The sequence below is a fragment of the Aquimarina sp. genome (genome assembly GCF_977115655.1).
The window spans coordinates 1-15,809 of sequence record NZ_CDSBKO010000085.1; the positions used below are offsets into that span (position 1 = coordinate 1).

Annotated in this window: 2 protein-coding genes; both read right to left on the bottom strand. The window is 52.4% G+C overall.

The genetic code is table 11. From position 1 onward, the window contains the following. The coding region (locus tag ACZIYX_RS22260; protein ID WP_462684467.1) for a hypothetical protein at positions 1 to 4,941 on the bottom strand (4,941 nt) is incomplete at its 3' end. Positions 4,942 to 5,023: 82 nt separating this feature from the next. Continuing rightward, entirely contained in the window at positions 5,024 to 14,116 is a 9,093-nt protein-coding gene (locus ACZIYX_RS22265; protein WP_462684468.1) for a reverse transcriptase domain-containing protein, read from the bottom strand. Between the last annotated feature and the right edge of the window lie 1,693 nt (positions 14,117 to 15,809).

Sequence of the window (15,809 nt, forward strand, 5' to 3'; positions counted from 1 at the left end):
GTGCTTTTGCCCAATAGTGGGTTGCCATCTCTGTTGTTGCTGTTGGGTTTGTTGCGGTTGTTGTTGGGGTTGTTGTTGGGATTGTTGCTGTTGTTCATGTTGTTGAAGTTGTTGTTGTTGAAACGCCTGTAGTTGTGCGTCATCCTGTTGCTGTTTGAGGAGTTGTTGTTGTTGTTCGTGTTGTTGTTGCTTTTGTTGCTGTTTCAGTTGCTCCTGCTCGGCAAGTTCTCGAGCTTGTCGTTCCCGGTACTCGCGATCTTCGATGGCCTTTTGTTCGCGATCCTTTTCCATCTGGAGTTGTCGGAGTCGCTCCGACTCCCGAATCCGGTCACGTTCGCTGGAACTGCGTCGCTGGTGTGCCTCAGTACGAGGTTTCTGTTGTGGTTGTTGTTGTTGAGTATCCTTGTTGAGGACCACGCGTCGTCGTGCCCCCGTCCTTTCTTGTTCGGCCAAGTCGTCTTCACCCGTGTCAATTTCCAGAATCTCTGGTTCGTCGCTAGGGTTAGACGGCTTGGGTTGTTGTTGTTGCTGTGGTGTTGGCGCCGGTTGTTGTGTTGGGGGTGGTACAGGTTGGGGTGCTTGTTGTGATGTTGCTGCGGTTTGTTCAGGCTGCTGTTGTTGCATGGCTGGGGCCTCTTCGAGTTGAGCTCGGTAGATGGCTGCTAGTTGTGGGTGTCGCGCTTCGAATTCCCACGCTTGTCGTGCGGTCGGGTTAGGGTACCAGTCGGGCGGGTTTTTACCCCTGGACAGCCAGTACTCGGCTTCCTCCTCTTGCGGGCATCCTACGACGTAATCCTCCGGCCAGTAGTAGCCTTCCCATCGTTGGAGACCGTTCTTCACTCGCACTACGACGGTCGATGGCGGGTTTGTAGTGTCCTTGTGTTGATTGACGTAAACGTCGGGTCCGTCCGGCGGGGGAATTGGACCCGACACTGTTATCCTGAGGCCTGTCGTCGACGTTCCTACTGTCGTTGAGTCTACCTCCACATGTCGTCCCTTCTTGGGCGGCGACGCCCGACCAGAGGTCGAGTCGTTCCCGCGGTGTCGGCGGGACGATGTCTGAGGCAGAACGCCTTCGCCATCTCGTTGTCGCGACGTGGATGCGTCCCCCCTGGTTCTATTCCGTTGCGACCGTTGGCTGTTCTTGTCATCGTCGCATTGTCGTAAGGGTCGCTCCTGTTTGCGTGAGGACCGTTGTTGATCTTGGCAGGACGCCGTTCGTGTCTTTGGTCTGTCATGTCTTTCGCGTCGTGACGAACCAGGTTTCCCTGTCGGTTGCTTTGGGATCGTAAAGTCGTCCCTCCGCACTCCCGTTGGTTGCCGGTTATTGTCGTCCGTCACATCGATTCGCCGTCGCACATTCCTGACATCGTCGGGTGAATGTCGCAGGCTGGGATTCAACGGTGGTTTCTCTGTTGTTGGCGGACCCTTCTGACCACGCAAGCGCGGTCCATCATCAGATCCATGAGTAAGCCCAAAACGGGGTTCGTCTCGCTGCACTGGTTGGTTGCTGCCCCATGCAGGTCCAAGTGGTGCGGGCACCAATGCCGCGGCTGCGGTCCCGACTTCGGCTAACGCTTCTCTGTAGTATTGTTGGAACAGTGTTATTACAGCCTCCGTTCTTGCGTTAGCGTCCCGGTTCCGTTGGATATGAACCTGTTCCCGCTGCATTGCGTTTTCTTTCGCCATCCGCGTCTGGAGGTTAGCCGCTTCCAGTTGGACTTGCAAGACCTGCATTCGTTTAATCGCTTCGCGAACCAATTTTGCGACGTCCTTTTGTTTCCGCTCGTCGAACTTCTTCAACTGGTTAAAGTCGTTCCAGTTGGCCGTCACCGCTGCCTCCGTTTCCTTGCTGACTGTGGGGCGGTCAACGTTCCACCCGGTCTTCGTGTATTCTTCGATGTCGCGCACGCACTCAATGGCTTCGGTCATATCCGGAAACGGAAATCGTCCCGGATATTCCGCGTTGTACGCGATCACTTGAGCACCAAGTTGTCGTTGATAGTCGTGATTGGCGTTAATCCCTTGGCGGTTGGCAGCCGTTGATACGTAGATCGGCGCGACGTGGAGTTGTTCATTCCGGTTCGCGTCCGGGTTTACTCCTGACAATTGATCGTTCGGCTCCAGGTCAATCACTGGGATTGGCCGAGCTTCTTTGACGACGTCATAGGCAGTACGCCCTTTTGACTTAGCAGCTGCTGTCTCTAGGTCTTTCAGCCGTTTCTTTTCCTTTTGTTCCTGCTCAAATTGTTCGTGAACTTGTCGCGAGTGTACCGTCAATTGATTGAGGTTCACTGCCAACTGTTGCACGATCGGCCAGATCGTCTCCTCAAACGATTGTGTTTTACCGTTGGTCGCTGGTGGAGGAGGTGGTGGTACCGCAGCTTTAGCCAGTACGGCTTTCCCTGCCACGGCGCCGGCAGTGTCATCGTCGTCGTCGCTGGTAGGCCCACTGCTGCTGTGATACCGTTTTGAGTCTTGTGACCGTGTCTTGGTGAGCGGTCGTTGTCGTGGTGGCACCGCGTTGTTGGGATCCACCGGTGGTGTTTGATCCATGGGTTCGTTGGCTGGGGGTTGTTGGACCGCTTGGGCTCCTTTCACTTGTGGCATCTCCTCTTCCGTCACGTTAGCAGTCGCCGTTGGTATCCGTTTCTGAGGTCGCACATCCGGTTGTGCCGCGTTCCACAACGGTGTCGCAGGGGCAGGTCGCGGGTTGTACATCGCCCGTACTCCTTTCGCGTTCGGGAACTCATTGTCCTGTCGGATGGCCCGTCGGTGAAGGTACAGGATGTACGCCCGGATTGCCAGTGCGGCATTAATACCCGACGGTAGGTCATCCAACGATGGTGGTTGGAACGTGCGTCCGGATATGTACGCCATAGCATGTCGTTTCCCAAAGACGCGCTTCGTCGGCCATTCGTGGTCCATCGCCTCTTGAAACTGCTCCTCGGTGATACATTGGTGGAGCCGAGTTTTCGTTGGAACGATGAGACCGCGGCGATCTCTTTCGTTGGCTCGTCTGGTGCGGCGTCGTGCGACGTACGGTGCGATGTCGTGTGCTTCTCGAGCTTCGAGTTGGCGGAGCATTGCGTCGATCGTTGGCTGGTAGTTGTGTTGGTAGACGGCATACCAATCTTCTTCGGCTATTCGTGGCTCCCCTGTTTCCAGCTCTTCGGAGCAGTCCGAGTCGACTTTGCCGTACGCTTGCCACGTGACTTCCATGGCGTCGGTTGCCCCGATGTGGATGTTCGCTGTCTTGCCTCCCCCAGGTGTCAGTTCATCATGGAAGCGGCTAGTCGTGTCGTCTTCAATTTGCCACCTCGCTGCCCACTGCGTGTGTGACATGGGATCCAGCTCCATTCCCTTTTTGTTACCGAACTTCTCCGGACTTCGCGGGTGAATCGGTCCTTCGTCGTCATTCGCTTCAGCGCGCTCCGGCTCCAGAGGTGGAGTTCTGATTGTGCCTCGGTTGGCGATGATGGAGGCGTCTTGAGCCCACTGGGGGTACTCCAGGTACCCGTCGGTAATAGACCGTTGCTTCATCTCTAATTCCCGTCGATCAGCTTCTTCACTGTAGGCCTTGGGTAGCCCACAGAAGATTCCCCCGTTCATGACGTCGGCTCGCGTCATCGGTTGGATCGGTCGGACAGCAGCGTCGTACCAACACGCATGGTGTGGTCGTTCGTCGTACCCCCCGAATTCGTCCCACGCCGATTGACACACTTGGGCACGCAACAGTGTTCGCATTCCGTACGACCTCCATTCCGGATCAATGTCAAAGGCTGCTGGATCATCCTTGACGAACAGGTCGGTCACTGATTGTTTCGCGAATTGCCAGTGTCCGTCGTCCGACAGAGGGTCGTTCTGATGATCTCCCCCACTGTACTGGGATCGAGACATTGCCAATCCGAAATAGTCCGTAGTCAGAACGACTTTTTGAAACATCGTGAGGAGTTTGGCTTCATCCTCCTCATCGGTACGCGGGAGCCATTTTTCCTCAGAAACCCCGGCAGGACGCCGTGCCCAGGTGAAATGTTCCAACCGTCCCACCGACACTTGTTGTTCCATCGGTGGTGTGTCGAAGTGAATCGCCGACAATTCCTCAGGACCGAGGTTGATGATGTCCTCCGGGAAGGCACCGGCGTGGAGCCGTGGCTTCACTTCCACCATTCGTTTGATTCCTTGCGTGTCCGGGAATTGCTGCTTCCACAGCAGTGCGATGCGGAGCATATCCCATACGGGCTTCACCATTGTCCCCAACAGGAATGATACCAGAATTTGAGGCTCTTGAAACTGCATCCAGGCGACATCCCACACGATGATGAGTCCAGTTATGGTCCTCGTGACGATGTACCGAATGTATTCGACGTCCTTGTCCGGCGTTGACTCTAAGACTGCTGGTGGTACCACGTCAAGAATCAACGGATACTTCTGCACGCACGGCAGACCCTTTACCCAGTTCGGGTTTCCAGGTTCCACCGTTCGCGCGTTGAGTTCGTCGGCCGTTATAGTGCCGGTGATGAGTTCCAGCGCGAATGCTGCCATCGGGTTGCAGGACTCGTACTTGAGAAAGTACCCCGCTTGCTGCTCCATTGTGATGCTGTCGACATACAGCAGTCGTGATGCCAACCCAGCGGGATAGCCGAAAATTCGTCCCGTGTGGCAGATGTTGGTCCAAAATCGTGTCGGATGGTGAGGATCACCTTCAGTAGTCGCCTCTCTGCGGGCGAACGCGAGTACGCGTCCCCCGGACATCTTCCATATTTCCGTCATTGGGACTCCGTTAATGCCTTTTACTTGTGACCCTTTCGCTCCAGTATGGAGTTCCCGGTTTGCTCCAGTGTGGAGTTCCTGATTTGCTCCAGTGTGGAGTTCTTGGCTGAAAGAAAAATAATAATAGTCATCTTGTCTAAGTATTTTAATTGTTTCGAATATAATCATACTAATTCCCAGAATAATAATTAATAAGATAATTTTTATAAGTGAACAGGTAGCGTCAGAACGACGTTGGCACTTCGTTACTTCAGTCACTCGTCTGCCGATTTGTGATTCGTCGGCATCTATCGCATTCCCAGCTGGAGTAGCTTGGGTCTCTGCCAACGCATTGTGTGTGGAACCATCCGTAGCATCCGTCGCACGAGATCCACTCCGAGGGTAGACCACTGTCGACGTCTGCGCTAAAAGTGCGTTCACAATGGTCGCAAATAGCGTCATCGTCAATGCACCGTTTGTCACCGCTGATGGGTCCACGGGCATGGATTCGCGCTTCGTAGTTGACATAGGCTTCTTCGTCGCCCATGAAGTGCTTGAACTCCATGGTGTTGTACCAGTCTGCATTGACGATGGGTTGTCCGACACGGGCCAATTTGATGCGGGACCCGTCAACCGCCATGACACGAAAAAGCCGGTCGAAAATGGGGTGGAACTTTTCCTTTCGTCGTCCCCCGGTTTTGGAGCTTGTGTGTTGGAGCACCAAGTCCCCCGCGCGAAAATCGCGTTCCTTCGTTCTGCGGTCGTACATGAACTTGTAGTGCTTCTGCATTTCTTTGTTCTTCTGCGCCGCCACTTCCCATGCTGCGGTCAACTTGTTCATCAGGTTCTCCCCGTAGTCGGTGCGGAAAACTCCCTCGTTGACGTCGTAGAGAGCGTTGTCCCCCGGCATTTTTGGATCACGTCCGTACATGAGGAAGAATGGAGTGTTCCCCGTAGACGCATGGACAGTGTTGCGGTACGCAAATAATGCTGCCGGTACGTATTCATCCCAGCGATCGGGTTCCAATTCCGTCATCGGTCGTAGCATGTCCAGCAGAGTGCGGTTCCAGCGTTCGACAAGCCCGTTGGCTTGGTGATGGTACGGGGATGTGTAGCACGCATGCAGTCCCAACGCTGCGGTTTCTCGGATCCATGTGTCCGCCAGAAATTCTGGTGCGTTATCGGAGATCAGAACGCGTGGTACACCGTGTCGTGGCACGATGTGTTCGTGTAGCAGGCGGAGGATCGTCGATGTCTTGTGGTCCCTGGTAGGGAATGCTTCGGGCCACTTCGTGAAATAATCCATGAAGGAAATGATGTAGCGATTTCCTCGTGTCGACTCGTTTTTGAAGGGTCCCATGACGTCGATCGCGACCATTTGGAACGGTGCCATGGCCCGGATGGGCTCCAGTGGGTGTCGTCGTTGCTCGTTGTCCTTGTGGCGCATACATGGTATACAGTGCTCGACGTACAACTTCATGTCTTTCCCCATTTGTGGCCAGTAATACCGGGTCTGAAGTTTGGCAAGGGCAGTGCGCCATCCCTGATGTCCACCATACTTCGTGGTGTGGATCGATTCCATCAACGGGTATCGGAATACCGCGGGCACGACAAGTTGCAGTTCGATCCGCTCTTGGACTGAAGGTTTCTTTTTGCGTTTCATGCGGAACAGGATACCATCCCACATGGTGTAGTACGGTTCCATGCCTTCCAGTCGTGTGATTTGGCTCGCGTCTAATCCGTATGGGATGACTGTTGATTCCAGGTAGGCGATGAGATCGCTCCATTCATCGTCATCTTGCTGGGCATCCATTAGGTCACTTTTGCTCCAGGGCATTTCAATGTCGAAAAACGTAAATCCTCGACCATCTGCCATGTCCTGTGCATCCTTAGCCAGATCGGCTTTCAAGGCGCCGTCTGCTTCGGCTAGTCTATCCGCGTAGTGCGGTTCCCCGATTTCATCGCTGGCGTCGCAATCTTCACACGGTTCCCAAACCCCTGGTCGAGCCAAACGATACGCCGGTTGCTCTGGTGGTGCGCCGCGTCGCATTTCTCGTAGTTCCGCTCTGGTAGACGGCGTGATTTCTTCCTCCGTCCCAGAATCCGTGACAAAATACCCATATCCCGGCCGTGGTGGTGCTGGATTCTTCATGGGTCGTGGTGGGGGAGAATCCCCTCGACGGACTTGGATTGTAGCACCTCTTGGTTGATACTTGTCTTCATCCACCGGTACTTCCGAGGTGTCTCCTGATTCATCTGTGTCGAGGCTGTCGTCCAAGTTCTGGATTCCTTTCTGAAATGCCGCAATCGTGACCATTTGTCCTGCGGTTCTCCGTTTGCTCTTCTTCGTTGTTTTCGGCAGAATACCGTTTTTCGTACCCTTATCCACCGTTGCGTCCGTCTGTTTCTCGTCCATCAACCGAGCCACTGCATTGAGACAATCGTCGGTGGGATCCAGTACGGATTCTGTCACCGTGGCAATAGCTTTCGGCGCTCGCGTCTGTGTGGCGACGTTGACCGGCATTGCATTCCGAGTGATCGCGATCTCGCGTTGACACAACCTGGTCAGCAGGTGGAGCTCTCGGATACGGGCTTGTCCCTCGGGGCCTTCGTCTTGCCATTCGCGTACTGCGACCATCATTGCTTTGATCTGCTTCTTCTTGATCGCGATCTTTTTCAGCGGTTCGACTTCGTCGTCAGTGTCGATCGGAACGATAGGTGGTCGAGAACACGCGTCCGCATTGAGGTGGTATTTCCCCGGCTTGTACTGGATCGTGTATTCGTATTCGGCGATCATCATGGCCATACGCAGAAGGCGTGGTGTGATGTCGTCGGCTCGTCGAGATCTATCCAGGATGCGAACCAAAGGCAGGTGATCAGTGTAGACGGTGACCACGCTACCGATGAGGTATTGCCGGAAAACGATAAATCCTCTGACAACAGCCAGGCATTCTTTCTCAGTGACCGCATAGCGCGTTTCCGTTTCGGTCAGTTTCTTGCTTCCAAAATGGATTACCCTTTCTGTGCCACTCTCGTCAATCTGAGCCAAGACATAGCCGAGGCCTACGTTGCTTGCATCGGTGTAGAGTTTGAATGGCCGGTTGATGTCCGGATATCCCAGTACGGGAGCTTCGGTGAGTCGTTCCTTCAGCGTGTCAAATGCGTGAGCCGCTTCAGGAGTCCAGCGTTTGGCGAACGACAAGTTTTGAGGGCACGCCTGTGTGAGGTCGTAGAGGGGTGCTGCAATTTCGCCGTACCGCGCAATGTACGCTCTATAGTATCCCGTCAGCCCGAGAAATTGGCGCACCTGTTTCACAGATTTCGGGTAGTCGCAGTCTCGGACTTTGGTCACTTTTTCCGGATCCGCTTCGATGCCTTTCTGAGAAACGATGTGTCCCAAGAATTGGACGGACTTCTGTGCGAACGCACATTTCGTCGGTTTCAGCTTAAGACCTGCAGTACGCAGTCGTTGAAGAACTTCTCCCAGGTGGTAGAGGTGGTCCCACACTGAGTTGGAAAAAATGACCACATCATCAAGGTAGCACATGCAATATTCCATCAGCAAGCCTTTGAGCACGTACTGCATCAGCCTCTGAAAAGTTGCAGGCGCGTTGGATAAACCAAACGGCATGACGACGTATTCGAACAGGCCCTCGTGACAGGAGAACGCTGTCTTCTCAATGTCCTCTTTCTTCACTGGGATCTGCGAGTATGCCGACTGCAGATCCAGAGTGGTGAAGAGTACTGACCCCTTCAACGCAGCCAGCGTTTCGTCGATGCGTGGGAGCGGATAGCTATCCTTTTTCGTGACGGCGTTCAGGCCCCGATAGTCCACACAGAACCGAATAGATCCATCCTTCTTTCGCACGATCACCACCGGTGATGCCCACGGGCTGTTGGACGGCTGGATGATCTTCTTTTTCAGATTGGCTTCAACTTCCTCCGAAATCACTTTCCGGTGATGGAGTAAATTTCGGTAGGGTTGTTTGATTGGTTCCTGGTTGGGGTCCTTCAAAGTGATGGCGTGCTCGACCATTGCTGTGCCCGATGGGGGTTCCTCAGCGTCGGTGAAGACGTCACTGTATTCTTTCAACAGGACGGCTAGATACCATTTGTCTTCGTCAGTGAGCTGCGCTTCGTTGACAGAAAGACCATCCGTCAGTACGACGTTGCGGCCTTCCTGTTTCGCTTTCATTGTCAACCAATCTTTGAAGTCGGCAATTGCCGCCATCCGTTCCGGTGAGACGACAGATGTTCGTGGACCCGTTCGGTTTGAAGGATCGTTGTCTTCGCCGTATAGATTGCTGATAGCCTCGTGCGCGTCTTGTTGTGATAGCACAGTCTGCACCACTTCGACCGGTTCTACCATCCCCGCTCGTCGTCCAGCATGGATTCTCGCCCTCGTGTTGCCCATGTTCGTGTATGGCAGGAATACCACTCCATCCCTGACTGTGGCGGCCACTCGAGGACACATGACGTTCATTTCCTCAAGTCCGTCAGCTATGGGTTGGACTTCCACCAGTTCCCCGTCTTCGATTTCATCCCCAATGACTTTGCAGCGAGCGAGCATGATCGCTCGTGGTGGGATGTTCAAGCTGTGCGTTACTCTGCAGATTGCAGTTACAGGTTTCACGGAGACGTTGTAAATCTCGTTCCTTACAACCGGTCGTGGCGGACGATCCTTCTTCTCTAGCGGATGGTATCGTGGAAAATCTAGATCCTCGGACCAACTTTCCACCAGATGTCCTTGAATGTAGACCTGTTCCTTCTTGTAGTCCAGGATCAGTCCGAATGCACGAAGAGCGTCGTCTCCCAGCAGCATGCTGTGTTGGAGGTTTGGAAGGACATAGATTCGCAGGGTGCGAGTGACGTTTTTGATGGTAATTGGTGCGTAGAACACGCCTGTCGTTTCCGTCGTGATGACGTTGTTGAACCCTTTGAATTCCATGTCTTCGTATGTCAGCCTGTAGTTGGAGAACTTCTTCTCGTACTCGTCATGGTGCATCAGCGTCGTCTGTGCTCCGCTGTCGATCAGTGCGCGAACTTGCTTTGATCCAATCACCGGATAGATATACAGGTAGTGGCGTTTCGGTATGTGCGCCACTCGATTCAACTCGATTAGTGGTGGACGTTCTGGAATACGGCAGTGCGCCGATGATCCCCGACTTCTGGCTGGTTGCATTGTGACGACATTGGTAGACGTCGGGCTGTCTGTCGTTGCCGGCGTTTGTGGTCGTTGATGCCACGGGGCCGTAATGACGTTTCGACCGTGGTTTGGCGTCAATCGTCGTTCACTTTGTTGTCGCTCATCTTGCACCAGTACGGTGTCATCGGTTTCCGCCAAATAATCTTGCCGTGGCAACTGTGGTCCCTCCACTGCTGCCGTGCTGACTGGGGGTTTGACTGCTGTCTCACCCCTGTTTGCGCTCTGTAGGTTGGGGCACATGTTGGTGTAATGATCGTTGTTCCGGTGAATGTGGCAATATGGCTGCCGTGGGGGTCTCCATGGGACACTTGTATTTGGGGCACGCCACTGTGGGATTGTGCTCTGGTTCCGTTGTGGGCAGTCACGGTTCATATGGTCAGGGCTGCCACATGTGAAGCACGCTCGACCCGTTGGTGGTGCTGCGTTACCAGGTTGTTGCTGATGCGGTTGCCGCGGTGGTAACGGACAGTCACGTCGAATGTGTCCCGTCCGGCCACAATTATGACAAATGCGATTCACTGGTGTTCCTTGCCCCTGTTGTTGCGGCGGTGGCGCCGTTCCTTGGTTCGTGCCCACGGGAATGCGGTTCGCATTAGTACCCTGGCCCCAGTGCGGGGTATTTGTGCCACTGTACCGCGGGAGTGTCCGCGCAGGTTGCCGTTGCTGCTGGTCATAGCGAGGCTGATGTCCCTGGGCAGGTGATTGTTGTTGTGCCTGCTGTTGTGGGGGCCTCGTAGATTGATTCGACGGAGGTAATACTCGTCGACGGGCACCATCACTTGGCGTACCTTGTTGCTGTCGGTCACCTGGCGTAACGTTACCCAGTCCGGGTTCAGTCCGTTCGATCAATCTGGCGCGTTCTTTCATCTCTTCGAATGTGCCGGGAATGCCGTTATTGAGTCGGTATCCCAGTCGTGGGTTCAATCCCTCAAGGAAGTGTTTTACCAGCAGGTCTTCCTTGTCTTTTGCCGACCAATTGAGTGGCACAATCGCTTCGACCCATACTTCAAAGATCTTGTCGATGAACTGTTCCAGGGTACCCGTTTGTGCACAGTTCTTCATCCGCGTGATCCCTGTCAGAGCATCCGTAGGCTGCCCATACCGTTTGTTCAGAATCTCCACTGCGGTGTCCCAATCCTCTAAGTCATCTGGGCGGTATTGCTCTTGGATGTCCCAGAAGTGGGATGCCGCATCCCTCAGTTTGCCTCGCAAGATGCTCAATTTTTGCGAGGGGTCGGTGATCCGTCTCGCGTCCAAGATTCGCTTCAGTTTGAAGATCCACGACGTGAAGTTGCGCGATCCATCATAGTTCGGCACTTCGCGTAGATCGATCGTGTTCGTTTGCTGCGGTCGAAGTGCAGCTGTCAGGGCGTCAGCGATTTCGCGACCAATACTGGTTCCACTCGTTTGCGCTGCTGCTGGTTGTGGCGCTGGTTCCGGTTCGTTCCTCGGTTCCTCGTCTAACTCGGGGTCATATCCACGGACCTCGTCCCATTCTAGTCTTGTGAAGCTCGGTGGCATCAGATCTTGTACTCGTCGGTTTGTTCTACCGTGGCTGTAGTGCTCGCGGTACGCGTTCCATTCTTCATCGGTCATGAACGTCGGTCTTGGCAGTGTCCGTTCTTCGGCAGGCATGACATTCGGTCGTGGCAGAGTAGCTGCTCGTTGACTCGGTGGGTGTCCCAGCGTTACCGATGCTGGAGGTGGTCTTTGCCGTCGCGGTGGTACGTGTGGACCACCAACATAATCAGGCACCCACAGGTGTTCGTCTACACCGTAGATCCGTTCGTGTCCGCCGGTGCTTGCAAGATATTCCTCCCATTGTGCTCTTGTGTACCCCAGTCGCACCAAGTCTGCTGCTCGCGGCGATAGTGATCGCTCTCGTCGAACATTTTCCCGTTCGTCCAGTTCCCCCTCTTCTAGCCCGTCAGTTTGACGTTGTGGCTGCCGTAGGGTATTGTAGCGGTGACGAATTGGTGGGTGAGGATGATTGAATTCGCAATCCCAACAATTCGGATTCCGATTGAAATTGGTGCACTCCCAAACATATTCGCCATCTGGAGGTGCCTGGTTTCGAAGGTCGGCCTCACTTCGTGATGTTGGTGGAACATTGCGTCGCAGTACGCGCTCGGTTGATCTGTTGGCGTTCGCCTGTGATTGCTGTTGTGCCGGATCATACACCGGTGGGGACGGTCCGGCAATCTGTTGCGGCTGTCCATCCGGCTGTTGCACTTGTCTTGGTTGCTCACTGTGACGACGGTGTAGCGTGTGTACTCGTCGTTGTTCCTGGTGCTGCGGCTGATGTCTCGTTCCTTGTTGTGTCGGCAGTGTCGCCGTTCCTTGTTGTTGTCGCGCATTCGTTGCTGGTCCTTGCTGTGGATTGTTGATAGGATTACTGTGGGGATGCGGTGTTGTGTTGCGGACCATGCAGACCCTGGTGCCAACGGACTGTTGTCGTGTTGTTTCGAAATCGTCAGTATGACGTTGGCTCATGCGCGACGGCTGATTTGGGGTAGATGACTGGGGACCACTTTGCGTTGATCGCATCGTTGCCCTTGCTCTCGCTCTGCGTTCTTCATAAATTTCGTCGAGTTCTCGCGCGAATACCGACGTTGTGTCGCTGTGCACCGAGACGGCACCCCGAGACAGAGGTCGCGACCTTTGTATGGGTGAGATGTACTCCAGTATCCTGTCTTCTTGCTGAATTCGCTGGATAGCGTTTCGTGGTTGCCGCTGTTCCCGTGCGTCAAGAAGACTTTGCAGGTTGAACGGCTGAGTACCAGCTTGCAATTGACCATCGCTTGTTGCTTGTGTCGTCGTTTGTGTATCTGCCGAGATGTTCATGTTCAGGACTCGTGGTCCGCGTCTTCCAACGTTCACATCTCGATCAATCAGCATTTGGTCGACCACCTCTTCGAAGTAGTCGTGATGATTGTCGATGATCATCCGCGCATAGAATCCCGGCAGATTGTTGAGCCCAATACTCTGCTGATACGCCCTGGCTTCTGCTGTACCCGGTGCTGCCTCTGTTCTTGGTTGGACAACTCCTTGCTGTGCTACCACGTTCTGTTGATTGGCAGCCGGTTCGGGGCGGTCAGAACGACCTTGTCGGTTCGCCTGAGATTCGCGCTGTCGGCTTGCCTGAGATTCACGCTCATCATCTGATGGTTCGTCTTCGATGACTGGGGGTCCCAAGTACGGCAACCGCTGTTGATCGTTTTCAGGCGGACGTTGCTGGACATCCACCAGTGGGCGTTGTTGACGGTTGTTGCGTGAATTCCGTGGGACATCGTTGTCTGTCAGGTTCCAGAAGTTCCTAGGTGGTCCCTCACGAATGGTGCTGCCAACTGGTGGGCCGTGGCAGAGCGCCATTGGACGAAACCCCTCGTTGTCGGTGGGTCGTGAGTCTTGGCCAGGTGCCATTGTGACCAATTCATTTCGGCGATCATTTGGGCTCAAGAGTTGCTCTGCGCTGTCATCTTGGCTTGCTGGCATATCGTAGTGATGCTGAACACCGGCAGAACGCCGTTCATGCAGTCGCGAATTCGACGGGGGCCCAGGAAATCGAATCTGTTCTTCACCAGGCTGGATGGGGTTGTTACGAGCCAGCTCCACCAGGTCGACAACTCGTTGCGCATACATCCCCGGTGGTAGCTGAGCGCTTGGCGGTCTTTGTTGTCGATTGAACCAGGGCGGGTCGAATCGGCTAGCCCCGGGTGTGATTCTGCTCCCCTGTCGATACTCAAACGTGGCGTCGAGTTGTACTTGGGAGTCTCGATCCTCGTCTGACACGTATTCACCTTCTTCAAGGAGGTACACCGGTCCCTCTGGATCACCCACAATTCGTCTTGGCAGTCGCGGATGAGCTGAACTTGGTCGCTGCTGCTGCTGGATGGGCTGGAAGCCGCCACTAGCTAAGTCGAAATTTGAATTTCGACGTAGAGAGGCGGGCAAGCGGTCGTTCCCACCACTTTCGGCTACGTGGAATTCATTGGCGGCGTCCGTTTGACGCTCAGATGAACCCGGACGGGGCTGAGCATCAAAAAAGCGATCATTTTCGGAATCCCAGTACGGGTTATGTTCCGAGTGACCGACTTGCGGGGTGTTCACCGCCCCGGGAGAGAAGCCACTGAACTGAGATTGCTCAAACAGATCCATTGGACTGTTACCTTGCTGTTGAGCAACTTGTTGTGAACCTCCTGAGCGAGGGGTAGCTACCACTCCCCCTTGCCCATCAACACTACCTCTCATAGCTGCTACTGAATCACGGGGGTCATTCTCAAATTCCTCAGAAAGAGGGTCAAACTGGTCATCAGGGTGGGTGGGTCGTCTCTGGCTATTGTTAACCGAGTCTTGAAAATTGTTTGACTGGTGCCTAGAGCGTTCATTACCATTTGGGGATCGTTGGAAGCTCATTTTGCAAAGTTTGTCGAAATACGGAAAATACGGCAAAAGTTTGGCAAGTACTGCCTTCTGATCAAAAATGTTTTTCCGATTGTTTTGGAGTCAAAAAAATGATTGAGACCACAGTGTGAGATCACTGTGTATGAATTTCTGGTTATATAGTCCGTTTTCAATGTTAAGTTCCGTTCTGGAAGGAAAAATGATTAATTGGCACAAAGTTGACTAAAATAATGAAAAATATTATTTTAGTCCCAGTACGGGCTCGTTATTAAGTTTAAAAATAATAAATTTGACGTGAATGATGCAATATTTAAGCAATTTCTCAACTTTCCACCCGATTCACTTTCACACCGGAAAAATTGACTAAGTCCCACAGACAAAAATTGACTTTTTGGATTAAAAATTGTTTTTAGATCACAGATCCCCCAAGTCCATATTCACTAAAACCATTGTCCAGATTCATTTCCATCAAAATATACATTATTGCGTTCAGAACGAACTTTCCAATTAGTTGAGAGTCAAATAACATGAGGAATTATTGTAAATAAAAAAAAAATTGAAATTAAAATAGCTGATTTTTTACAAAGTCTTCAATATCCCAGATCAAAACTCAAATTCACAATAGTCACTGTCACAGATTGCTTTATCAGTTCCTTCCAAATTAAACTAGTTGGTCCAGTATGGACTCTCGAGTCAATTATAAAAATTCCTGCCGTACAAGTTCAGATCACGAAATTATGTGGGGTAGGGTCAGTTTTTGGTTTATAACTTTTTGCCCCCAGTATATTTTAGCAAAATTTTTGATGTATCTTATAGAGCATTGAAGTCAGTACGACTGTGTAAATTTTTATGAAAATCGCTCGAGTAGAACTTGAGATAAAAAATTTTGAAAAAGACCCCAAAAAAAAAAAAAATTTGACATTATCATTTTCTCGAAGAATTGTTCAAAGTTCAAACTGACGCCAAGTTCGTGATAAAAAGTGTCACAGATTCCGATTCCGCTATTAGAAAATTAAAATAATGGTCCAGTAGGGACTCTTTAATAAATTTTTAAAATTATTTCCAAAAATAAATTCCAGATCTACAAAAATTGTTCAGATCAATAGTCAGTTCCAGTTCCAAAGTTCACTTTCCAGATGGGGTTGGGTGAAAATTTTTGGATCAAAAATTGAAGAATGCTGTCAGAATGACATTTAGTTTTCAGAGCAAAATTACTAAGGCGAAATTGGAGAAAAACAAGATTTTTAGAGCAAAATCGACCAATACCTTTGTCCAGTTGACATTTCGCTTGTTCGTTATTCGAGAGCAGGACGCTTTTTCAGTCGATTGGATCGAGCTTTCGTTTCTTCGTCTTTGTGATGAATTCTTACTGAAAATAGGGCCAGTTGCTCAAGTAGGCATCGTGGTCACCATGTAATTGATATGTGGTTTCGCAGCCCCCAAAATG